This is a genomic window from Croceicoccus pelagius (assembly GCF_001661915.1).
Classification (GTDB): domain Bacteria; phylum Pseudomonadota; class Alphaproteobacteria; order Sphingomonadales; family Sphingomonadaceae; genus Croceicoccus; species Croceicoccus pelagius.
Genome location: NZ_LYWY01000033.1, coordinates 65,417 through 88,045, shown reverse-complemented (window position 1 = coordinate 88,045; position 22,629 = coordinate 65,417). Strand labels below are relative to the sequence as shown.

General features: G+C 64.4%; 17 protein-coding genes and 1 tRNA gene. 11 read left to right on the top strand and 7 right to left on the bottom strand.

Annotated features, from left to right (window positions below):
• The first annotated feature begins 133 nt into the window (after positions 1-133).
• Positions 134-225, top strand: a tRNA-Ser gene (locus tag A9D15_RS07740).
• Between the two features lie 92 nt (positions 226-317).
• A complete protein-coding gene (locus tag A9D15_RS07735) occupies positions 318-773 on the top strand; it encodes a DUF411 domain-containing protein (protein WP_066763692.1) in 456 nt (151 codons plus the stop codon).
• Between the two features lie 16 nt (positions 774-789).
• Here the strand turns inward: A9D15_RS07735 and A9D15_RS07730 are convergent, their stop codons facing one another.
• The 3 genes from A9D15_RS07730 to A9D15_RS07720 are packed head-to-tail and all read right to left on the bottom strand — an operon-like array spanning position 790 to position 4,540.
• The gene (locus A9D15_RS07730; protein WP_066763690.1) at positions 790-1,773 is read right to left on the bottom strand and encodes a HupE/UreJ family protein; all 984 of its coding nucleotides are present in this window, start codon (positions 1,771-1,773) and stop codon (positions 790-792) included.
• A complete protein-coding gene (locus tag A9D15_RS07725) occupies positions 1,773-2,630 on the bottom strand; it encodes a peptidyl-prolyl cis-trans isomerase (protein ID WP_066763689.1) in 858 nt (285 codons plus the stop codon). Before A9D15_RS07725 ends, A9D15_RS07730 begins: the two co-directional genes overlap by 1 nt.
• Positions 2,627-4,540 (bottom strand): DUF3604 domain-containing protein, encoded by a 1,914-nt coding sequence (locus A9D15_RS07720; protein WP_216634382.1) that lies wholly within the window; start codon positions 4,538-4,540, stop codon positions 2,627-2,629. The genes A9D15_RS07725 and A9D15_RS07720 overlap by 4 nt, the downstream gene beginning before the upstream one ends.
• Positions 4,541-4,682: 142 nt before the next feature.
• On the opposite strand from A9D15_RS07720, the gene A9D15_RS07715 reads away from it, so the two are divergent.
• A complete protein-coding gene (locus A9D15_RS07715) occupies positions 4,683-5,339 on the top strand; it encodes a TetR/AcrR family transcriptional regulator (protein ID WP_066763688.1) in 657 nt (218 codons plus the stop codon).
• A 63-nt stretch (positions 5,340-5,402) separates the two neighbouring features.
• Here A9D15_RS07715 and A9D15_RS07710 read toward each other — a convergent pair whose 3' ends face one another.
• The gene (locus tag A9D15_RS07710; protein WP_066763747.1) at positions 5,403-7,862 is read right to left on the bottom strand and encodes a TonB-dependent receptor; all 2,460 of its coding nucleotides are present in this window, start codon (positions 7,860-7,862) and stop codon (positions 5,403-5,405) included.
• A 192-nt stretch (positions 7,863-8,054) separates the two neighbouring features.
• Here A9D15_RS07710 and A9D15_RS17060 point away from each other — a divergent pair, with 192 nt between their 5' ends.
• Genes A9D15_RS17060 through A9D15_RS07680 form a run of 8 tightly spaced genes read left to right on the top strand, consistent with a single transcriptional unit; the run spans position 8,055 to position 15,464 of the window.
• Positions 8,055-8,177, top strand: coding sequence for a hypothetical protein (locus A9D15_RS17060; RefSeq protein ID WP_268237099.1), 123 nt, complete (start codon positions 8,055-8,057; stop codon positions 8,175-8,177).
• Positions 8,178-8,193: 16 nt separating this feature from the next.
• The gene (locus tag A9D15_RS16520; RefSeq protein ID WP_156521702.1) at positions 8,194-8,361 is read left to right on the top strand and encodes a hypothetical protein; all 168 of its coding nucleotides are present in this window, start codon (positions 8,194-8,196) and stop codon (positions 8,359-8,361) included.
• The gene (locus A9D15_RS07705; protein WP_066763686.1) at positions 8,358-9,017 is read left to right on the top strand and encodes a CerR family C-terminal domain-containing protein; all 660 of its coding nucleotides are present in this window, start codon (positions 8,358-8,360) and stop codon (positions 9,015-9,017) included. The genes A9D15_RS16520 and A9D15_RS07705 overlap by 4 nt, the downstream gene beginning before the upstream one ends.
• Positions 9,014-10,015, top strand: a complete 1,002-nt coding sequence (locus A9D15_RS07700; RefSeq protein ID WP_066763684.1) for an HlyD family secretion protein — start codon at positions 9,014-9,016, stop codon at positions 10,013-10,015. Before A9D15_RS07705 ends, A9D15_RS07700 begins: the two co-directional genes overlap by 4 nt.
• A gap of 1 nt (position 10,016) precedes the next feature.
• Positions 10,017-11,747, top strand: coding sequence for an ATP-binding cassette domain-containing protein (locus A9D15_RS07695; RefSeq protein WP_066763681.1), 1,731 nt, complete (start codon positions 10,017-10,019; stop codon positions 11,745-11,747).
• Positions 11,744-12,877, top strand: coding sequence for an ABC transporter permease (locus A9D15_RS07690; protein WP_066763680.1), 1,134 nt, complete (start codon positions 11,744-11,746; stop codon positions 12,875-12,877). The genes A9D15_RS07695 and A9D15_RS07690 overlap by 4 nt, the downstream gene beginning before the upstream one ends.
• Positions 12,874-14,034 carry an ABC transporter permease gene (locus A9D15_RS07685; protein WP_229660404.1) on the top strand — a complete coding sequence of 387 codons (1,161 nt, stop codon included), beginning with the start codon at positions 12,874-12,876 and terminating at the stop codon, positions 14,032-14,034. Before A9D15_RS07690 ends, A9D15_RS07685 begins: the two co-directional genes overlap by 4 nt.
• A gap of 5 nt (positions 14,035-14,039) precedes the next feature.
• Positions 14,040-15,464, top strand: coding sequence for an efflux transporter outer membrane subunit (locus tag A9D15_RS07680; protein ID WP_066763678.1), 1,425 nt, complete (start codon positions 14,040-14,042; stop codon positions 15,462-15,464).
• Here the strand turns inward: A9D15_RS07680 and A9D15_RS16515 are convergent.
• The 3 genes from A9D15_RS16515 to rpoC all read right to left on the bottom strand — a co-directional run bounded on the left by A9D15_RS16515 (position 15,461) and on the right by rpoC (position 22,580).
• Positions 15,461-15,628 carry a DUF2964 family protein gene (locus tag A9D15_RS16515; RefSeq protein WP_156521701.1) on the bottom strand — a complete coding sequence of 56 codons (168 nt, stop codon included), beginning with the start codon at positions 15,626-15,628 and terminating at the stop codon, positions 15,461-15,463. The genes A9D15_RS07680 and A9D15_RS16515 overlap by 4 nt on opposite strands.
• 89 nt (positions 15,629-15,717) lie before the next feature.
• Complete coding sequence (locus tag A9D15_RS07675; RefSeq protein ID WP_172807491.1) at positions 15,718-18,039, bottom strand: putative bifunctional diguanylate cyclase/phosphodiesterase; 2,322 nt, start codon at positions 18,037-18,039, stop codon at positions 15,718-15,720.
• 221 nt (positions 18,040-18,260) lie between these two features.
• Positions 18,261-22,580 carry a DNA-directed RNA polymerase subunit beta' gene (gene rpoC / locus A9D15_RS07670; protein ID WP_066763674.1) on the bottom strand — a complete coding sequence of 1,440 codons (4,320 nt, stop codon included), beginning with the start codon at positions 22,578-22,580 and terminating at the stop codon, positions 18,261-18,263.
• Positions 22,581-22,629 lie beyond the last annotated feature (49 nt).

Genomic DNA, 22,629 nt, shown 5'->3' with positions numbered 1-22,629 from the left:
GCGGCGAAACGAGTCCGCATGTCGCCGGATGACCATCATTTTCACCAAATGTGAGACGCCCCTTGATGGCCCCGATTGCCCCCGCTATAGGCCGCGCTTCAGCGCCGGGGCCAAAGCCCCAATCGGCGCATGCGGAGACGTGGGTGAGTGGCTGAAACCAGCTCCCTGCTAAGGAGCCATACCTCTATCGGGGTATCGAGGGTTCGAATCCCTCCGTCTCCGCCACTTTCTTTTAAAAGCTGTCAAAGTTGAGCGACCGCGAATCTGGCGCTAGACAGCATGTCGGCACCCGCTCGCAACGAAACGAAAGTGACTTCATGAAGACTGCAAAGCTGGCCCGCATGGCAACGATCGTCGCGGCTTTCATCCTCTCGGCCTGCACCGTGGCCGCGCAGGCTGCGCCCTATGTCATGTATCGCGATCCCAATTGCGGGTGCTGCCACAAGTGGGCAGAGCACATTCGCGCCGACATGAAGGCCGAAGTCGTGATGCGCGAAGACGTGCCGATGCCGGAAGTGAAGGCGGCACTCGGCGTGCCCGCCGATCTGGTCTCGTGCCACACGATGAAGGTCGAGAGCTACGTGATCGAAGGCCACGTGCCTGCTGCCGAAGTCGCGCGGCTGCTGCGCGAAAAGCCTGCGGACGTGAAGGGACTTGCCGTGGCCGGTATGCCGATCGGGTCGCCCGGCATGGAAATGGGCGGCCAGACGCAGTCCTACCAGGTCATCGCGTTCGGCGATTTCGGGCAGCGGGTCTACGCCAGCTACAACTGAGGCGGTGCGCGGGACCTCAAGTGATCCGGCTGCCCTCCAGCAAGATGCCGACGCTGCGCTCGACGAACCAATAACCGCCGACTGAGCCGACGAGGGTGAGAAAAGCGAGCATCGCGTATTCGCCGATCCTTGGCGACGCGATCCGGTCGCGCAGGCAGACGAGCGCCTGACCCAGCAGCAATGCCGCCGCCACGAAGGCCAGCTGCCCCGCCTCTACCCCGAAGTTGAAGCCGACGAGCGAGAGGATCGGCCGCGTCTGTGCCGTGCCGACCCCCATCAGCGCGCCGGCAAAGCCCAGCCCGTGCAACAGGCCGAAGGCCGTGGCGATGATGGCGGGTTTGCGGAACACCAGCCCGCCGCGGTCACCCCGCACCAGTTCGGCGGCAAGAAACACGATCGAGAGCGCGATGATAGCCTCGACCGCGCCGGAATTGACGCGAACGAGGCCGAGCGTTGCCAAAGTGATCGTGACCGCGTGGCCGATTGTAAATCCCGTTACCGTGATCGCGGTGCGCCGCCATGTCCGCGCGATGAGCACGAGACAGGCGAGGAACAGCAGGTGGTCGAAACCGGTGAGGATGTGGACAACGCCGATCTTTACGTATCCGGTCAGTACCCCGCTCACGGTTTCCTCACGGGGCAGGAGCAGGCTGCCGCTGCCCGGCGGGGCCGCGGCGCTGAGCCGTTCTCCATTGGCGAAGCTGGCTTTCAAAAGGACAGCGGGTGCGCCTGACGCAGCGGGCTTGCCGATCGCGAGTTCGGTAGGGCGCCCGGCGCACGCGAACTGCCGTGCGCGGCCCGAGGGTGGGAGTTGCTCGCACGACCCGCGCAGGGACACGGGCGGCACGTCCTGCGGGCTCAAATTGCCGGGTGCGCGGGTGACGAGCGAATAGCGGGTCGCGTCCTGCTGGGTCAGTTCGACGATGACCGGCAGGCTTTCGTGCGCGGCCGCCGGGGCGACCATTGCGAACGCGAGCAGCAGGGCGATCAGCAGCCGCATCACTGTACCAAGACCGGATCGATCTGCGCGTCGTAAGTCGAGACGATGGCATCGACCCGCTTTTCCAGGTCCGCCGATTGCCGCGTCCGCTGCCAGTCGTCGAGTACGGCGGGGCGCACTTGGGCAAAGTCCGCCTCACCCGCCCGGTCATGCCGCACAACCCGCACGAGATGCGCTCCGAGGTCCGAGATCATCGGCCCTTGCCATGACTCTGAAGGCTTCATGGCGAAGACCTGCTTCGCGAAATCCTCGCCAAGCTGAGACGCGACCTGTTCGGCCCGAGCGCCGACGTAAGTGCGCTGATAGGCAAAGCGGTCGCCTGCGGCCTGCCAGTCGCTGCCGGGTCTATAGGCGCTTGCCCGCCGTACCGCGTCGCCGGCTCCGCCGCGGGCGGCGTCGAAAAAGACGTGTTCGAAAGTGACGAGATCGCCTTCGACATAGTCGGCCTTGTGAGATTCGAAAAACTTGCGCAGTTCGGCATCGTCCGGATCGGCGGCTACTTCGGGCCGCAGGGCAAAGCGCATAGACTGGCCCAGCCGCCGCCGGATCGCGGGGTCGTCCTTGTCGAGACCCCACGACTGCGCCTCGCGGAACAGGGCTTCTTCCTCGACATAGCGCTCGACCAGCGCCTTGCGTGCACTCGGCGCCATCGCGTCGAGCGTCAGCGGTTCGGACGACAGCGTTTCTGCAAGCCCGTTGCCCCCGCCCGACGCGAGATAGGCTTCGAGCGCAGGCCGGTCCACGCGAATGACCGAGGCATCGTCCGCGCCGTCGGGATCGATGAACGCGGCGAGCACGAAGATCGCCGTCCCAGCGCCGAGGAACCACCAGAGCGGATCGATCCGGCGGCGCGTCACGGGTGGTACCAGATCGGAGAGCTGTAGGCGCGGTCCTGCACGGTGCGCGGGACTTCGGCGGGCATCTCGATACCGAAATAGGCCATGTCGTAAGTCGTCCAGCGCGGGCGTGGGATCTCGATCACGCGGACATAGTAGAACGCGGGCTGGCTGGCGTCGAAATCCGGGTCGCGCCACCATGTCGCAAGTTCGGGATCGCCGATGGAGTTGTCGTAGGTCGCGTTGGCAATGTCGACCGTGCTTCCGACCGGCGGAGCCTTGCCGTCCCGCCCGACCTTCCGGCCATCGGACAGGGCGACGTCATAGACTCTCTCGTGCGTCCGGCCCTTCGCGTCGAGCCAGCCCTTCACCACCTGCACCCTGTCGAGGTTCGGCCCGTCGGGATCACGGACCGCGTGGACCATGAACGACGGCGCGGTACCATCGCTCGCCCTGCCCAGATCGCCGCCCATCGGCACGCCGCGGCGATAGCCGATGCGCGCATAGTCGGGCTTGTCGATGTCGTCTTTCCGGAAGCCGTAGCCGCCGAAGAACCGCAGGCGGATACGCGATCCGGTCGTGCCGTAAGTCTCGCGCCGCTTCAGTGCATCGAAGATCGCCTCGCGCGAATTTTCGGGCGCCCAGACGGCGGCAAGGCCCGACGCGGTCAGTTCCCAGCTTTCCTGCAGCACGGCCGACATCTTCTCGCGCCAGCGGTGGTCCGATGGTTCGGATTCGGGAAACTTGCCGAAGAAGTTGTCCTCGGCTGCGGTGGAGAGGCCGGTGTGCTGGTCGGTGCTGCCGATCATGCCGAATTCGAACGGGTTCGCGCCCAGCATGCGTTCGTAGCGCAGGCCTTCCTTCAGGGCCGAGCGTGCATATTCGTAAGGCAGCATCGCCTTCGTCTTGGGCTGAGAGAGAGTGATGTTGCCCTGGTCCCAGGTCTCGAAATCGGCAAATTCGTCATCGGGCGAAAGATCGGGATGCGTCTCTCCGTCGCCCTTCACTTGCGTGACTTCGTAGACCGGCTCCCACCGGCTGCGCTTGCGGGCATAGGCGGCGTTCAGTGGCTGGCCGCTGATCGTGACGGGGGCGAACATGCGCCCGTTCGACACGTTGCCGTTGTGCGCGATGGCCAGCGTGCGGACGCCCGCCTTCTCGTACTGCTCCAGCGCATTCCAAAGGTCTTCGGGGTCGGTCGAATCCTGCGCGGTATAGGGCAGGACCTTCTTCGCCTCGGCCCCGTCGCCGCGGAACAGCACGACGCGGTGCAGGTTGTCGCCGTTGATCATCGAGGTCCATTCATAACCGACAAGCGCGGTGAACTGCCCGGGCCGGTTGTAGCGGTCGGCGTTGTCGGCAACCTCGTTCCAGACGCTGCGGTTGGTGGCATCCGGCGTGCGCAGCGACGGATCGCTCGACTGGATCGCGTCGGCAAAGGCGACGCCGACCTTGGCGCGTTCGTTGCGCTGAAGATAACCCAGCCACTCGAATCCCAGCGGCCAGCGGGTCAGTTCCTCGTCCTCGTTCAAAAGGCGCGGGAAAACGCCGAGGTATTCGGCGTGGTCGGTGATAGCGATGAAGTCGAGCGGGCGGCGCAGCTTTGCCGGAACGCCGTTGTCGGCATCGACCGCCTGCCCCATGGCGAACCGGTAGGCTTCATCAGGCGTAACCGCGCGCGTTCCGTTCAAAAAGGCATCGGGCGAATAGCTGGTGTGAAGATGCAGGTCGCCGAAATAGAGATTGTTTTCGAGCGGAGTGCGTAGCGGCGGCGAATAGGCCATGGTGCGCGAAGGCTCGACGGTTTCGGGCACGGTGGCGGCCATCGGATCGGCAAGGGCGGCCTCGCCCTCCGGGACCAGAAGGCCAATAGCCGAGGCGGCAACAGCAGTCGTCCCGATGGCCAGCCACGGCCACGCTTTCGCAAGCATACCTATCTCCGATGTCCTATTTTTAAAACACACGCATTAGAAATGCAATTGAGCGAACGGTCAAGCGTCCCGCGGCCGAACTATGACAAGGTGCAGGTTCGCCTACTTACATTACAAAGGGTCGCAAGCTAATGCTCGGACAATGGCCAGCACCACGACCCAGAGCAGCGGCGAGAACGAACGCGGTATACGCTCGCGCCTGAAGATGATTCTCGTCGCCGAGGATCTCTTCGCACGAGAAGGCATCAACGAGGTTTCGCTGCGCACGATCGCATCGGCCGCGGGCCAGTCGAACGTGGCGGCGGTGCAGTATCACTTCGGCGGACGCGACGGTCTGTTGCGCGCGATCTTCGACTATCGCGTCCGCCAGATGGAAGTTACGCGGCGAGCACGGCTTGAGCAGTTGGGTCCGTTAGATGCGATTGCACCGCGCGATCTGATCGGGCTGGTCTACGAGCCCTATCTCGACCTCACGAACGAGGCGGGCGACCACTGCTATGCACGCCTGCTGCTGACGTATCTTACCCGCTTCGGTCGCCATGCCCTGCCCCACCCTGCCGAAGACGAAGGCGCGGTCGATTTCGTCATCCCTCAGATCCTTGCCGAGATGCGCGGGCGGCTGGAAATGGTCGATCCGGGTAAGGCGGACGCGCGAACGATGATGATGACGACCGGCTTTCTCTCGCTCCTGTGCGAACACGACGTGCGCCGCGCCGCAGGGTTGGAGGTGGGCGACGTGCGCGAACTGGCTAACTGGTCGCTCGACCTGATGGCGGCGGCCTTTACGCTTCGCGCTTAAGAAAAAGACCGGGACAGCTCGGCATGAGCTGCCCCGGCAGGAATGGCGCTTGATCGGGAGAGATCAGAAGCGCTTGGTCAATTCGATCTGAACAGTGCGCGGCAGGCTGCCGAAGCCGAGCTGGTCGGCCTTGGTGCCGTTCGCCGTACCGGTGCCGGCACCGGTGAACGGCCCGTCGACGACGCCCGTCACGTAGAACTCATTCGTCAGGTTCTTGCCGATCAGCGCGATCTTCCAGTTGTCGTCGGCAGCGCCGAAGCGGACACCGGCGTCGAGCGTGACGTAGCTGTCCTGAAGCGACAGCGGGTTGCCGAAGCCGGACGCGAGGTAGCTGTCCGAGTAACGGGCATCGACGCTGAACCCGATGCGGAAATCGCGGCCGACGTCGCGGTCGTAGGCAATACCCAGGTTGCCGGTCCATTCGGGCGAGACCGACAGGCGTTCGCCGGTCAGGTCCTGCCGCGATGCGATCGGGCTGATCGCCGCGCAGCCTTCCGCCGTCGTCTGGCCGGCATAGCAGGGAGCGCCTTCGAAGTCGGTGTACTTCGCCTCGGTGTAGTTGATCGAACCGTAAACGTTCAGCCCGTCGACCGCGTGGGGCGCGAACTCGAATTCCAGCTCGACACCGCGCGAGCGCGAGTCCGCAGTCAGCGTCTGGAACGCGAAGATCGGAGAGTTGAAGAAGTCGACCTGCAGGTTGTTGTAGTCATAAGTGAAGGCCGTGAGATTCAGGCGCAGCTGGTTGTCAAGGACCGTCGACTTCACGCCGAATTCAAAGCCTTCCGCCGTTTCCGGATCGAAAGTCAGGTCTCCCTGCGGATCGGGCGAGAAGCGCGAGTTGATGCCGCCGTTGGAGAACCCGCCCGACTTGTAGGCCGTCTTGTAAGCGCCATAGACCAGCACGTCGGGTGTCGCCCGCCAAGTCAGCGTCGCTTCGGGCGACACGTCGGTGAAGTGCTGACGCGCGGTGACGTACCCCAGCGGATCGGTGCCGATGCGGAAGATGCCCGCAAGGCCCGGATTGACGTAGGGCTGGACGAAGTAGCTGTCTTTGACCTCGTCGGTATAGCGCGCACCGCCCGCCAGTTCGAGTTCGGGCGTGATCGCATAAGTCAGCTGGCCGAATACGGCGAAGGTTTCGCCCTTCGTCTGGCTGAACTTCTGGTTGCCGAGGAACTCCAGCCCCGCGGGCGCCGCGCTGTTGTAGAGGTTCGCCTGCGCTGCCTGCTGGTTAAAGTCGCGCGTCGTGTTCTGGTATAGACCGCCCAGCATGAAATTGATCGGCCCATCGAAGGTCGAAAGGAAACGCAGCTCTTCCGACCATGCCTTCCACGTCGAATTTTCGGTCGCCCAGACGCTGGTCGGGGTCGACTGGAAGTCGCACGCGCAAGTCCATTTGTTGTTGACCCACTGGTAGTTCGTGACCGACGTGATCTGCAGGAAATCGGTCTCGTACACGGTGTTGAGCGTAGACGATGCCGATTCGTAACGGTTGTAGAGCGCCCCGTCGTCGCGCGACCACGGCACGTTGCCGGCCAACGCTTCGGGCAGGTTGTTCTGGAACGTCACGAAGTCGGTGCGGCACGGCTGGCCGGTCTGCTGCGACAGCCCGTCCTCGCGCCCACAGGCATAGGCAACGTAGTTCCACGACGAGTTGTTGACCGTGTTCCAATCGTAGTTGCCCTTCAGCGTCAGGGTCAGGCTATCGGTGGGTTCCCACTTCAGCGTGGCGCGGGCCAGCACTTCTTCTTGGCCCGGTTCGTTGCGTGCAGCCGGGGTTGCGGTCGAAGTGATCGGGTTGCCGTCACCGCCTGCAAGGATGTCGGCAATGTCGCGGGTGGTGTATTCGAAGGGTTCGGCAAGGTTGGTGTAATACCCGTCCTCCATCTTCGAATAGCGCGCGGCAAGGCGGAAGCCGAGCCGGTCGCCCAGCGGCACCGAGCCCATGGCCTCCAGCTTGTATTCCTGCGCTTCGAACTCGTACCCGGCCTTGACCATGAATTCTGGCGCGGAGCCGGGGTCCTTGGTGGTGATCGAGATGACGCCTGCCGTCGCGTTCTTGCCGAAGAACAGCGCCTGCGGGCCCTTTAGAACCTCGACGCGGGCAAGGTCGAAGAAGCCTTCGTTGATGACGCGGCCCTGCCCGTAATAGGCGCCGTCGACGACGACCGCGACCGACTGTTCGATACCGATCGAGGTCGAGGACGAACCGATGCCGCGAAGGGTAAGCTGCGCGCCCGACCCGTTCGATGCCCGGCCCACGTTGAATTGCGGTGCAATGGCGGCGATCTTCTCGACGCTAGTGATATCGCGGTTCTCGATCAGTTCTTCGGAAAGCGCGGTGACGGCAACCGGCACGTCCTGAACCGATTCCTCGCGCTTGCGCGCCGTGACGATGATTTCGGACAGGCCGCCGCTACGGGCCTCGGCTGTTTCGTCGTCTGTCTGGGCAAAGCCCGGCTGCGCGACGAGCGCACCGAACGCTGCTCCTACCAACAAAACGGATTTTCGGCGTGAACGCATAAACCACTCTCCCTTGTGAACCCCGGCGACCATCCGGCTCCGACTCTTATAATTCGCGTGTTTTAATTAAGCGGAGTTTGCGCGGCTACCTGTCGGAATGATGAGGTCGCATTTTGGCTAGGTCGGACAAGCGGGCACCTCGGCGCGGGGTGGCCGGAAGGGCTGCAGGGCAATCACCGCCGGTCGATCCGCATGGTGTTCTTCGACGCGCCGATCCATTTCGAGCTTGCCCAACGCATCGACGTGCCTCCGGGCACGGTGAGAAGCGGGATCCGGCGCGGGCTGGAAAGCCTGAAGGGCTGCCTCGCTGGCTGATCCGGCGGACAAGGCGATGCTGCCCGGCGGAAACGACCTTCGCGCGCCGGAAGGCGACCACCTGGCCAAGGCACGCTGCCGCCTGCTGTCCGACCCCGAATTCGTGCGCAAGGTGCAATGGTGGGAAGACCTGGCGGCATTGTCCTTGCCTGAACGGAAAAGCGAGCGTAATTCGTTCGAATGAACGAGATTCGCGAAGCGCCTCACGCCGACCTCCTGAACGCCGCGATCGAATTGTTCGGACGGTCCGGTTTCGAAGGGGCCAGCACCCGCGCAATTGCTTCGGCCTGCGACAAGCCAATGTCGGCGATCACTTATCACTTCGGGGGCAAACAGGGCCTCTATCTCGCCTGTGCAAGGCACATTGCCGAGATTCTCGGCGAGCGTATCCAGCCGGTGGTGGAAGGCATCGACGCGCTCAATGCGCTGAGCGCAACGCGCGAGGAGATCGAGGCCGCACTGATCCCGCTCGTGGAAGCGGGCGTTGCCATCGTCACCGATCCCCGGCTCGACACCGTGGCGATGTTCATGCTGCGCGAACAGGCCGCCCCTACCGAAGCGTTCGATCTTCTCTACGAACGCGTGATGTGCCCGCTGCTGACCAGCATCGCCGGGCTGCTTGCCGCTGCCGCGAACCCGCCGATCGAGCCTGAGCGCGCCCGTGTTCTGGCGATCATGCTGATGGGCCAGATCCTCATGTTCCGCACCTGCCGCGCCACCACCATGCGCTTTAGCGAGTGGGAGGAGATCGGCGCGGACCAGAAACGCCAACTGGTCGGCGCAGCCCGCGTCCACCTTTCGGCCATCCTGCACAGCCTGAGTTCGGGAGAACACGCGTGAACCGTCGCAACATCATCATCGCGGCACTCGTCGTCGTGCTCGGCGTCATCCTGTTCACCACGCGCGGCTTCGGCCTGTTCGCTGCGGACGAGACCGGCCTGAAGCTCTATGGCAATGTCGACGTGCGTCAGGTCGATCTCGCCTTCCGCACCGGCGGCCGGATCGAGGCGATCGCGCCCGAAGAAGGCCAGGCGGTCGAGGCGGGACAGGCCGTTGCGCGGCTCGACATGGCGCCGATGCGCGATGCCCTCGCCGCTGCCGACGCGCAGTGGGGCGTGGCCCGCGCCGAACTGGCCAAGGCCCGCGCCGGAAGCCGCCCGCAGGAAATCGCACAGGCACAGGCGCGGCTCAATCAGGCACAGGCCGCTCTCACCACGGCGCGGGAGGATTACGAACGCCGCGCCGCACTGGTCGAAACGGGCGCCGTCAGCCGACAGGTATTCGAGGCGACCAAGGCGCGATACGAGAGTGCACAAGCCGATGCCCGCGCAGCCTCTGCTGCACTCTCGCTCGCCCGCGAAGGTGCGCGGGTAGAAGACAAGCGAGCCGCCGCGGCCCAGGTCGATGCCGCCCGCGCCCGACGCGATGCCGCCCGCACCGATTTGGAAGACGGTATCCTGCGCGCGCCGAATGCAGGCCGCGTGCTGACCCGCGCCCGTGAACCGGGGGCCATCGTCGGGCCGGGAGAGACTGTACTAACGCTCACCATCGATCGCCCGATGCGCGTGCGCGCTTATGTCGGTGCCGAAGACCTGTCGCGCATTTCGCCGGGCATGGACGCGGTGGTGACGGCCAGCGGCAACGCGAAACAGTACAAGGCAAAGATCGCCCAGATCGCGCCCAAGGCGGAATTCACACCCAAGACCGTCCAGACAGAGGACTTGCGCGCAGACCTCGTCTACCGCGTCCGCATCCTGATATCCGACCCCGACGACGGCTTGCGTCAGGGCCAGCCGGTGACCGTCGCCATCCCTGCCGCACGTCCGGCCGCCGACTGACGTGACCGAGCCCGTCGCTCTTGCTCCGGTCGCATCGGCCAAGGGCCTGACCAAACGCTTCGACGGGCTGGACCGTCCCGCGCTCGACGATGTGGCAATCACCATCGCGCCGGGCGAAATGACGGGGCTGGTCGGTCCCGACGGAGCGGGCAAGACGACGCTGATCCGCATCCTTGCGGGATTGATCGATCCGGATGCGGGCGAAGCGACCGTGGGCGGCAGGCCCGCGACGGTGCAGGATCGCAATGCTCTGGGCTATATGCCGCAGCGCTTCGGGCTCTACGAAGACCTGACTGTTCGCGAGAACCTCGATCTCTACGCCGACTTGCGCGCATTGCCGCATGACGAGCGCGCCGACAGGTTCGCCACCCTGCTCGACTTCACCGATCTCGACCGGTTTCAGGCACGCCTTGCAGGGAAGCTGTCGGGCGGCATGAAGCAGAAGCTTGGTCTTGCCTGCGCGCTCACCCGCGAACCGCGTCTGCTCCTGCTCGACGAACCGGGCGTCGGCGTCGATCCCGTCTCGCGGCGCGAGTTGTGGGCGATGGTAAGCCAGCTTGCGGGCGAAGGCATCGGCATCCTGTGGTCCACCGCCTATCTGGACGAGGCGGAAAAGTGCGACACCGTATTCCTGCTGAACGAGGGCAAGATCCTCGCCTCTGGCGAACCGGACGAACTGACCGGCCAGATGGATGGCCGCGTCGTGCGCTATCCGGTGGCGAGCGACCGCCGCCGCGTCCTGCGCGAGGCGCTCGACGAGGACAGCGTGATCGACGGCATGGTGCAGGGCGATTCGATCCGACTGCTGCTGAAGGACGGGGCCGACGCACCGCCCGCATCCGCGATCGACGCATCGGGAGAGCCGCGACAGGCCCGCCCGCGCTATGAAGACGCATTCGTCGATCTGCTTGGCGGCGGGCCCGGCGGCACTTCGGCGCTGGCCGCGCGGTATCCCGAGGTCCCGGCAAGCGACAAACCCGCGATCGAGGCCCACGGCCTGACCCGTCGGTTCGGCGATTTCACTGCCGCCCACGACATTCGTTTTTCGGTGGGTCGCGGGCAGGTGTTCGGGCTGCTCGGCCCCAATGGCGCGGGCAAGTCGACGACGTTCAAGATGCTGTGCGGGTTGCTCACGCCTAGTGAAGGTACCGGCACCGTCAATGGCTTCGATCTTCGCACCGCACGCGCCGATGCGCGGCAGTCGCTGGGCTACATGGCGCAGAAATTCTCGCTCTACGCCGACCTGTCGGTGCGGCAGAACCTCGCATTCTTTGCGGGCGCCTACGGGCTCGACAATTCCGCCGCGCGCGAGGCGGTGGAGAGCGCGATCGAGACGTTCCACCTCGGTCCCTATCTCGCCAGCGATTCCGGCCTGCTGCCGCTGGGTTACAAACAACGTCTCGCGCTCGCCTGCGCGGTGCTGCACCGCCCGCCGGTGCTGTTCCTCGACGAGCCGACATCGGGCGTCGATCCCATCGTGCGGCGCGAGTTCTGGAGCCACATCAACGGCCTTGTCGAACGCGGCGTCTCGGTCCTCGTCACGACCCATTTCATGGACGAGGCCGAATACTGCGACGAGATCGCCCTTATCTATCGCGGCGAGCAGATCGCCACCGGCAGTCCCGATCACCTGAAGGAGGTCGCAGGCACCGGCGACGCACCGATGGAAGACGCCTTCATCGCTCTGATCGAACAGTCAGACGCGCGGCGCGAGGAAATGGAGGCGGCATGATCGATCCGGCCAGCCACCCGCGCCTCGCCCGCTTTGCCGCGATGATGAGCAAGGAAACGCGCCAGATCCTGCGCGATCCCTCGACCTTTCTCATCGCCTTCCTGCTGCCGGTCATGCTGCTGTTCCTGATGGGGTATGGCGTGAACCTCGATGCCACCAGCACGCGGGTCGGCATGGCGGTGGAGGATGACAGCGGCGAAGCCAGCTCGCTCGCCGGGGCATATGCTTCGTCGCGCTATTTCGACGTGGTGGAAACCGGACCGCTGCAAAGGCTGCGAAAGTCGCTGGTCTCCGACGACATCCGCGCGATCATCGTCATTCCGCAGGACTTCGGCCGCGACGTTGCCGCCGGCGGCGGCGAAGTTCGCGTCATCACCGACGGCTCGCTGCCCAACACGGCCAGCTTTGTCGCGGGCCAGGCCGAGGGCGTGCGCGCGACATGGGCGGCCCAGCGGGCAAGCGACAGGGGCATGGCGGCAGACCCGCCGATCGACCTGCTCTCGCGATTCTGGTTCAACCCCGAACTCGCCAGCCGCAACTTCCTCGTCCCCGGCTCCATCGCCATCGTCATGACGATGATCGGGTCGCTGCTCACCGCGCTCGTCGTTGCGCGCGAATGGGAGCGTGGCACGCTGGAGGCGTTGATGGCGACGCCCATCGGCATGGGCGAATTCCTGCTGACCAAGGTGATCCCCTACTTTGCGCTCGGCATCGTTTCGATGGCGCTGTGCACGCTGCTCGCCATCTTCGTGTTCGGCGTGCCGTTTCGCGGCTCGGTCTTCGCGCTATTCCTGATCGCGTCGGTCTATCTCGTCCCCGCGCTGGGGCAAGGATTGCTGATCTCCTCGGCCCTGAAGAACCAGTTCGTGGCAAGCCAGGTCGCGCTACTCACCGCGTTCCTGCCGACGATGCTGCTGTCGGGATTCGTCTTCGAAATCGCCTCGATGCCAAAGCCGATCCAGGCGCTGACCTACATCGTGCCTGCGCGCTACCTGATCCCGCAGATCCAGACGGTTTTCATCGCGGGCGACGATTGGGGCCTGTTCCTGCCCGACATGGCGATCCTGCTGGCATTCGGCGCGGTCCTCTTCGGCCTGTGCCTGCGGTTCACGCGGCGGAGGATCGCGTGAGCTTCAGGTGGCCCGAGTTCCTGCGAAAATCCCTCATCGGCCCGCGCCTGCGCGCCATTTTCGCCAAGGAAATGCTGGCGGTCCTGCGCGATCCGCGCGCGCGGCTGATCCTCGTCACCCCGCCGCTGATCCAGTTCTTCCTGTTCTCCTTCGCCTCGACCATGGAAGTCACCAATATCCGGGTCGGCGTGCTGGACCTCGACGGCGGGCAGTGGAGCCGCGAGATCGTGGAGCGGATCGAGGGTAGCCCCAACATGCGCGAGGTTCGTGCCCTGCGATCCGACGCTGCGCTGAAGACGGCGATAGACCGGCAGGAAGTCATCGCGGTCCTGCGCTTCGGGCCCGAGTTTTCCGCCGATGTCGCGGCGGGCCGTCCGGCGTCGGTCGGCGCGGTCTATGACGGCCGGCGATCCAACGCCGCGCAGATCGTATCGAGCTACATGCAGCGGATCGTCGGCGACGTCTCGGCGCAGACCCCTCGCGGGTCGGCCATCGCAGTGCGTCTGGAGGGGCGCGGATCGGGCACGGCGGTGCGGCACTGGTTCAACCCGAACCTCGATTACATCTGGTTCGTCATGCCCGCGCTCATCGCGATCATCGCGGCGGTATCCTCGATCGCCGTCGTCTCGCAGTCGGTGGCGCGCGAACGCGAACTGGGCACGCTGGACCAGCTGCTCGTCTCGCCCCTGCGCACGCATGAAATCCTGATCGGCAAGATGTTTCCGCCCATTGTTGTCGGCCTTTTCAACGTGACGATGTTCGTGATCCTGACACCGCTGGTCTTCGGCGTGCCGCTGACCGGATCGGTGCCGCTGTTCTACCTCTCGCTGTTCTTCTACCTGCTGGCGCTGACCGGCATCGGGATGCTGATCTCGGTCGTCTCGGCCACGCAGCAGCAGGCGTTTCTGGGCATGTTCGCGCTGACCGTGCCGATGATCATCCTGTCGGGCTATGCCAGCCCGGTCGACAATATGCCCGGCTGGCTTCAGGCGATCACCTGGCTCAACCCGCCGACGTGGTTCCTCGTCGTGTCCGAAGGCACGTTCCTGAAGGCCATGCCGGCATCCGATATCCTTTCCAACACCTGGCCGCTTGCGGTGCAGGCGGCGGTGTCGCTCTGGGCGGCATCGGCGCTGTTCCGTTCGCGGATGGAGTAGAACCGTTGCGCAAGCTTCTCGTCCTTGCCCTGCCGCTCGTCGCCCTGTCGGCCTGCACCGTCGGGCCCGATTACGAGCGTCCAGAAATCACCGGCGAAGTCGGCGAGTGGTCGCAAGGCGACATCGACAGTGCCGCCCCCGATGTCGAGGCATGGCGCGAACTGGGCGATCCGGTGCTGGCCCGTCTTGTCGAAGAAGCCGTCGCCGCCAATCTCGACATCGCGCAGGCAGAGGCGCGGCTACGGCAGGCGCGCGCTGGGCTCGATGCGGCAGCAGGCGGACGCGTGCCCGAAGTTGCCGCCAATGCATCGGCCACGCGCCAACGCCTGTCCGAGAACGGCCAGCTACCCGTAGGCTCGCTGCCCGGTTTCGCACCCGAATACTCTCTGTTCGACGCAGGGTTCGACGCCTCGTGGGAACTGGACCTGTGGGGCGGCACGAAGCGCGGGATCGAAGCTGCACGCTATCGGCTTGGCGCTGCCGATGCGCTGGCGGCAGAGTCTCGCCTGCGCGTCGTGGCCGAGACGGTCCGCGCCTATGTCCAGCTTCGCGAGGCCCAGGCCGAAGGTGAACTTGCAAGGCGCGACGTATCGGCCCGCGAAACCATCGCAAGGCTCGCCCGCCAGAGCTACGAGGCGGGTGAAATCGCGCGCGGCCCCGCCGCCGATGCCGACGCGGCGCTCTCCGCAGCCCGTGCCCGCGTTCCTGCTGCCGAGGCCAAGGCGGTTGCCGCCGCAAATGCCCTTGCGGTCCTGACCGGCAAGCCACCCGAAGGCACCGCCGATCTTCTGGACGAGCCTGCCCCCGTCCCCACCCCTCCGCGAGCTGTGCGCGCAGGGCTTCGCGCCGATGTCCTGCGCCGCCGCCCCGACGTGATCGCAGCCGAGTACCAGCTAGCCGCCGCGACCGCCGACGTCGGAGTGCAGACCGCGCAGCTTTTCCCGAAGATCTCTCTCCTCGGCTCGATCGGACAGCAGGCGCGGTCGGTCGGCGATCTGGCGTCAGGGGACTCGCTGCGCTTTACGGTCGGACCGACGCTGGCGTGGCCGATCTTTGCAGGCGGGCGGATCCGCGCGCAGATCAGGGCGGCGGATGCCAGGGCCGACGAAGCCGCGGCCACATACGAACAGGCCGTGCTGTCAGCGCTGGCCGACAGCGAGACCGCGCTCAACCGCTACAACGCGGCGCGGGCGGCATGGGCCGCGCTGGAGACCGCGCGGGCCGATGCAGCGACGAGCGTGGAGATGGCTCGGCAGCGGTACGAAGCGGGCGAGGATTCGCTTATCGCCTTCAACCGGGCGCGGCTTGCCTATGACGAGGCGGAGCGCGCAGCCCTGTCGGCCAAGGCGCAGGCGATCGATGCCCATGCCGCCGCGATCAAGGCGCTGGGCGGCGGGTGGAGTTATCCTGAAGAGGGCGCATCCGGTTAGATTACGGCGAGGACGATACCGAGGACAGCGAGCACGACGCCCGAGGCGATCAGCTTCTTGTTGTCGCCTTCTCCGCCCTTACGCATGTGGTCGACGCCCATCAGCGTCACGAAGATGCCGATCGTTGCAAAGACGATGCCGAGCAGGAGTTGGGGCGTAAACATGGGGCGAGGCTAAAAACGGCCGCGCGTGTCAGCAATCCGGAAAAGCGCCCAATCCACGAGCATGACGGCAATTGTCATGCCCGAAGCGATCAGGCCGCGTCTTCGAGCGCGTCCCCGTCGCCTGCACTGCGGGCCTCACCTTCGTCATCGCATTTTTTGCCGCGCATTTCAGGCGGCCTGAACCACTGGGCGCGATCCTCGTTGAAGGGGCGTCCGTCGCTCAGTTCCTCGGCATTGACGGGATAGGAGATGAGATAGCCCTGGATCTGCGTGATCCCTTCGGCGCGCAGCCATTCCAGCTGGCTCTTGCGCTCCACCCCTTCGGCCACTGTCGACATTCCCAGCGCGCCCGCGAGATGCATGACGGCGCGCACGATCGCCTGACAGTCCTCGCGGTCCTCGATGTCCTCGACGAAGCACTTGTCGATCTTGATCTTGTCGAAGGGGAACGAGCGCAAATAGTTCAGCGAGGAATACCCGGTCCCGAAGTCGTCGAGAGAGATGCGCATACCCATGTCGCGCAGTTCGTGGAGCATGGCCACGTTCCGCTCGCTGTCGTGCATCAGCATGTTCTCGGTGATTTCCAGCTCGATCCGCGCAGGGTCGATGCCGGTCGTGCAGATTGCCTCGGCCAGGGTCGGGATCAGTCGGGGCGACCGCATCTGCAGCGGCGACAGGTTGATCGCCACCGTTTCCTTCTCTTCCCAGCTCGCCGCTTCCTCGATGGCGTTGCGAATGATCCATTCACCCAGCGAGACGATGAGGCCGCTGTCTTCGGCGAGCGAGATGAATTCGCCGGGCATGACGACGCCCCAGATCGGGCTCTGCCAGCGCACCAGTGTCTCGAAGCCGAGAGTCCTGCGCTGGGCAATGTCGTAGAGCGGCTGGTAGTGGAGCGTGAACTCGTCGTTCTGGATCGCGGTCTTGAGATCGGCTTCGAGCTGTGCGCGTTCGCGGTCGCGTTCCTCCAGCCACGGCTCGAACTCCGCAAAAGTGCCCCGGCCCAGCGCCTTGGCGGCATAGAGCGCAAGGTCGGCTTGGCGCAGCAGCGTATCGGGACTGCGCGCCGCGCCTTCCATTGTGCGATCGACATGCGCGATGCCGATCGAGGTGCTGGTCGACAGCTTCTGGTCACCCAGGACAAAGGGCTTTTCCATCTCGTCGACGATGCGCTGCGCGACGACCTTGGCGGTTTCCTGATCCGAGAGGCGCGTCAGCAGGACCGCGAATTCGTCACCGCCAAGGCGCGCGACGAGATCATGGGACTTGACGGCGCCGCTGATCCGCTTCGATGCTTCGGTCAGAAGGCGGTCGCCGGTCGAATGCCCGAAAGTGTCGTTGATCTGCTTGAAATGGTCGAGATCGAGATAGAGCAGCGCCAGCCCACCTGCCGTCTGCTTTCGATCCAGCACTTCGGCCAGCGTTTCGCCGAACAGGAAGCGGTTGGCGATGCCGGTCAGCATGTCGTGGTGCGCCATGAAGCTGACGCGTTCGACCGCCTGGCGCGTATCGGTGGTATCGCGCGCCACGCCATGCATCGTGCCGTCGTCCCAGACGTTTGCCGACATCGTCCACCAGCGGGTTTCGCCGCCGACGGTAAGGCTGATCGTCAGGTCGCGGAACGGCTGGCGCACCAGCAGGCGATGGGCCAGCAGTTCGCGCTGCGGCCCGTGATCGAATAGCGAGACCATTTCCCGCCCTTCGAGGTTCCACGATTCGCAGCCCGCAGCTTCACCGAAACGGTCGCAGACCGCGACGAGACAGGCGCCCTTGTCGACCTGCCACAACCAGTCGGCACTCTGCGCTTCGTAGTCGTGGAGGAGCAGCTGGATGGTTTCCGCGCTTTCGGCCAGCTCCGCCTCGCCCTCGAACTTGCGCTTGTAGAGCTTGGCGTCATCGTAGATCCCGCGAAACAAAATCATGGCGAGCGCGGTGATCAGCGCGAAGGAAACAACCTCGATCCGTCCGAACGTCGCGTAGCTGATGCCGTATCCGGTCAGCGCCATTGTGCCGACGAATACTGCGCAGATGCGCGGCAGCGCGCGATAGTAGATCATCGATGCGGTCACCACCCCGGCGACGAGGACCGAGAGAAGGTAGAGTTCGGCATCCTGTGCGAAAGTGGCGAACATCGCGATGCCCACGCCCCAGCCGATCGAATCGGCAATGCCGAGGGCAATGACGTAGCGCTGCTGTTTCTGGAAATAGGTCAGGTCGATCGATTCGGGGACGAACCGGCGGATCAGTTCCACGCGGGCGAGGCTGATCGCAAGCATGAAGCCGAGCCACGCGAACTGGATCAGCACGCCCTGCCCGCCAATGCGGATGACACATGTGATGAAGGCCCCGAAAGCCGACGTTGCCGCCGCGAGTTGGCCGCGATCGGCATAGTCCTGCAGACGGCGGACCATCAAATAGTCCGAGCGACCAAAAAGGGCGGCCTGTCTGCCTCCCATAACCGGTTCATTCCCCCGAATAAGCAAAACCGTTCAGGGGGGCGAGCGTAAAGCGGGAAGGTAAATCGCCAGTAAACGACGAAAACGGCGATCATGTTGTTCCAAAACGAAACCCCCGCCGGATTGCTCCGGCGAGGGCTCATTGTTTCAGGATTTGGAAAATCCGCGGAGAACTATCAGTTCTCGCGCTTTTCCTCGCTACCGTCGTGATCGGCAGCATCTTCGTTCAGATAATCGCCCGCATCGGCGTCGAGACCGTGGGTCTCGCCTTCGACGGCGGCCAGCGGATCGTCACCGATTGCCGCTTCGGGGCCCTGTGCCAGTTCGGCCGCGTGCTCTTCCTCGGCCGTGTCGGCAGCGATCAGCGCTTCCTGCATCTTGCGATACTGGGCGCGCAGGGCCGCGTCGCGGCTGGAAGCGGCCACGCGGACGCGGTTCATGCCCGCGCCGGTACCGGCGGGGATGAGACGGCCGACGATGACGTTTTCCTTCAGACCGATCAGCGAGTCCTTCTTGCCTTCGACCGCGGCCTGCGTGAGCACGCGCGTGGTTTCCTGGAAGGATGCTGCCGAGATGAACGAACGGGTCTGCAGCGAAGCCTTGGTAATGCCGAGGAGGACAGGCTTGCCCTCTGCCGGCTGCTTACCCTTGTCGAGCTTCGCGTTGTACTCGAGCATTTCCTCGTAATCGACCTGTTCACCGGGAAGCAGCGTTGTGTCGCCGCCGTTGGTGATCTCGACCTTCTGCAGCATCTGGCGAACGATCACCTCGATGTGCTTGTCGTTGATCTTCACGCCCTGCAAACGATAGACTTCCTGGATCTCGTTCACGAGATATTCGGCCAGCGCCTCGACGCCGAGCACTTCCAGGATGTCGTGCGGATCGGGCGAGCCGGAGATCAGGTTGTCGCCCTTCTTCACGAAGTCGCCTTCCTGAACGTCGATCACCTTCGACTTCGGGATTAGGTACTCGACCGGATCACCCTCTTCCGGAATGATCGCGATCTTGCGCTTGGCCTTGTAGTCGCGAACGAATTCGACACGGCCCGAGACCTTGGCGATAACCGCGTTGTCCTTCGGCTTGCGGGCCTCGAACAGCTCGGCAACACGCGGCAGACCGCCGGTGATGTCGCGGGTCTTGGCAGCTTCGCGCGAAGCACGGGCGAGAATGTCACCGGCCTGCACTTCCTGGCCGTCCTCGACCGACAGGGTCGTGCCGGGTGCCAGCATGTAGCGGGCGGCCTCGGTCTCGTCACCTGCCTGGCCCAGAAGGGTGATGCGCGGACGCAGGTCTTCCTTCTTGGCACGACCGGCCGAGCGATACTCGATCACGACGCGCTGGGCGATGCCGGTGGCTTCGTCGACGCGCTCTTCCAGGGTCTTGGTGTCGACCAGGTCCTGGTACTTCACGATGCCCGACTGCTCGGTGATGATCGGCAGGGTGAACGGATCCCATTCGGCCATGCGGTCGCCCTGCTTCACCTGGGCACCGTCCTCGAACATGATGACGGTACCGTAGGGTACGCGGTGCATCTCGCGCTCGCGCCCTTCGGCGTCGATGACGAGGATTTCACCGCTGCGGGCCATCGACAGACGGCGACCACGCTTGTCGACGATTGTCGGCATGTCGCGATAGACGACCTTGCCGTCCGAAACCGCCTCGAGGTGCGAGGTTTCGTTAAGCTGCGCCGCACCACCGATGTGGAACGTACGCATCGTCAGCTGCGTGCCGGGTTCACCGATCGACTGCGCCGCGATGACGCCGACGGCTTCGCCGATGTTCACCGGCGTACCGCGGGCAAGGTCACGGCCGTAGCACGTGCCGCAAACGCCCTGCTGCGCTTCGCAGACCAGCGGCGAACGGATCTTCGCCACCTGCGTTTCGGCTTCCTCGATAACCTTGATCGCCGCTTCGTCGAGCAGGTCGCCCGCCTTGGCCAGCACTTCGCCAGTCTTGGCGTGGACGATGTCCTCGGCCAGCGTGCGGCCAAGAATACGTTCGCCAAGCGACGCGATGGTCGAACCGCCCTGGACGATCGCGCGCATTTCGAGCGCGTTTTCGGTGCCGCAGTCGTTTTCGACGATGACGCAGTCCTGCGACACGTCGACCAGACGACGGGTCAGGTAACCCGAGTTCGCGGTCTTCAGTGCGGTATCGGCAAGGCCCTTACGCGCGCCGTGGGTCGAGTTGAAGTATTCAAGAACGGTCAGACCTTCCTTGAAGTTCGAGATGATCGGCGTTTCGATGATCTCGCCCGACGGCTTGGCCATCAGGCCGCGCATACCGGCCAGCTGCTTCATCTGGGCCGGGCTACCACGCGCACCCGAGTGGCTCATCATGTAGATCGAGTTGATCGGCTTCATGCGGCCGGTCTCTTCGTCCACGGGCTGGGACTTGATTCGGTCCATCATCTCGGCAGCGACCTTGTCACCGCACTGGGACCAGGCGTCGATCGCCTTGTTGTACTTTTCCTGCCAGGTGATGAGACCGTCCTGGTACTGCTGCTCGTACTCGGCAACCTGCGCCTTGGTCTCCGCGATCATCTCCTCCTTAGTTTCGGGGATGATCATGTCGTCCTTGCCGAACGAGATGCCGGCGCGGCAGGCGTGACGGAAGCCGAGGACCATGATCGCGTCGGCAAACAGGACCGTGTCCTTCTGGCCGGTGTGACGATAGACCTCGTCGATGACGTCACCGATGTCCTTCTTGGTGAGAAGGCGGTTGACGACTTCGAAGGGCACCTTGTGGCTCTTCGGCAGGCACTCTGCGATGAGCATGCGGCCCGGCGTCGTTTCGACGCGGGCGGTGTACTCGTTGCCGTCCTCGTCCGTCTGCGGGACGCGGGCGGTAATTTTCGAGTGCAGCGTAACGGCCCCTACCTGAAGTGCCTGGTGCACTTCGGCCATGTCGGCGAAGGCCATGCCCTGCCCCGGCTCGTTCTCCAGCTCCATCGAAAGGTAGTAGAGACCCAGGACCATGTCCTGCGAAGGCACGATGATCGGCTTGCCGTTTGCGGGCGAGAGGATGTTGTTGGTCGACATCATCAGCACGCGTGCTTCGAGCTGGGCTTCCAGCGACAGGGGCACGTGGACGGCCATCTGGTCACCGTCGAAGTCGGCGTTGAAGGCCGAGCAGACGAGCGGGTGCAGCTGGATCGCCTTGCCCTCGATCAGCACGGGCTCGAAAGCCTGGATGCCGAGGCGGTGCAGCGTCGGTGCGCGGTTCAGGAGGACGGGGTGTTCGCGGATGACTTCATCCAGGATGTCCCAGACTTCCTTGCGCTCCTTCTCGACCCACTTCTTGGCCTGCTTCAGGGTCATCGAAAGACCCTTGGCATCGAGGCGGGCGTAGATGAACGGCTTGAACAGCTCGAGCGCCATCTTCTTGGGCAGGCCGCACTGGTGCAGCTTGAGTTCCGGGCCGGTCACGATGACCGAACGGCCCGAATAGTCGACGCGCTTACCCAGAAGGTTCTGGCGGAAGCGGCCCTGCTTGCCCTTGAGCATGTCGGACAGCGACTTCAGCGGACGCTTGTTGGCGCCCGTGATGACGCGGCCGCGGCGGCCGTTGTCGAACAGGGCGTCGACGGCTTCCTGCAGCATGCGCTTTTCGTTGCGGACGATGATGTCCGGCGCGCGCAGTTCCATCAGGCGCTTCAAGCGGTTGTTGCGGTTGATGACGCGGCGATAGAGATCGTTGAGATCCGAAGTCGCGAAACGGCCGCCGTCCAGCGGAACCAGCGGGCGCAGTTCGGGCGGAATGACCGGAACGACGTCGAGGATCATCCATTCGGGGCGGTTGCCCGAATCGATGAAGCTTTCGACGACCTTCAGGCGCTTGATGATCTTGGCAGGCTTGAGCGTCGACTTGGTCGTCGCCAGCTCTTCCATCAGGTCATCGCGTTCCTTCTCAAGGTCCAGTTCCATGAGCATGATCTTGACCGCTTCGGCGCCGATGCCGGCACTGAACGCGTCTTCGCCATACTCGTCCTGCGCGTCGAGCAGTTCGTCTTCGGTGAGAAGCTGGAACTTCTCCATCGGGGTCAGGCCCGGTTCGATGACGACGTAGCTTTCGAAGTAGAGCACGCGCTCCAGCTGCTTGAGCTGCATGTCGAGCAAAAGGCCGATGCGCGAGGGCAGCGACTTCAGGAACCAGATGTGCGCGACGGGCGCGGCCAGTTCGATGTGGCCCATACGCTCACGGCGGACCTTGGTCACGGTGACTTCGACGCCGCACTTTTCGCAGACCACGCCCTTGTACTTCATGCGCTTGTACTTGCCGCACAGGCACTCGTAGTCCTTCACGGGGCCGAAGATGCGCGCGCAGAACAGGCCGTCACGTTCGGGCTTGAACGTGCGGTAGTTGATCGTTTCCGGCTTCTTGATCTCGCCGAACGACCAGGAACGGATGCGCTCGGGCGAGGCAAGGCCGATCTGGATCTGGTCGAACGTTTCCGGCTTGGCCACCGGGTTTGCGAATTTGGTCAGTTCGTTCATTTTTCAAATCCCTTGAGGGGAAAAACCTTCAGCGAATGGGGTGCGGGCG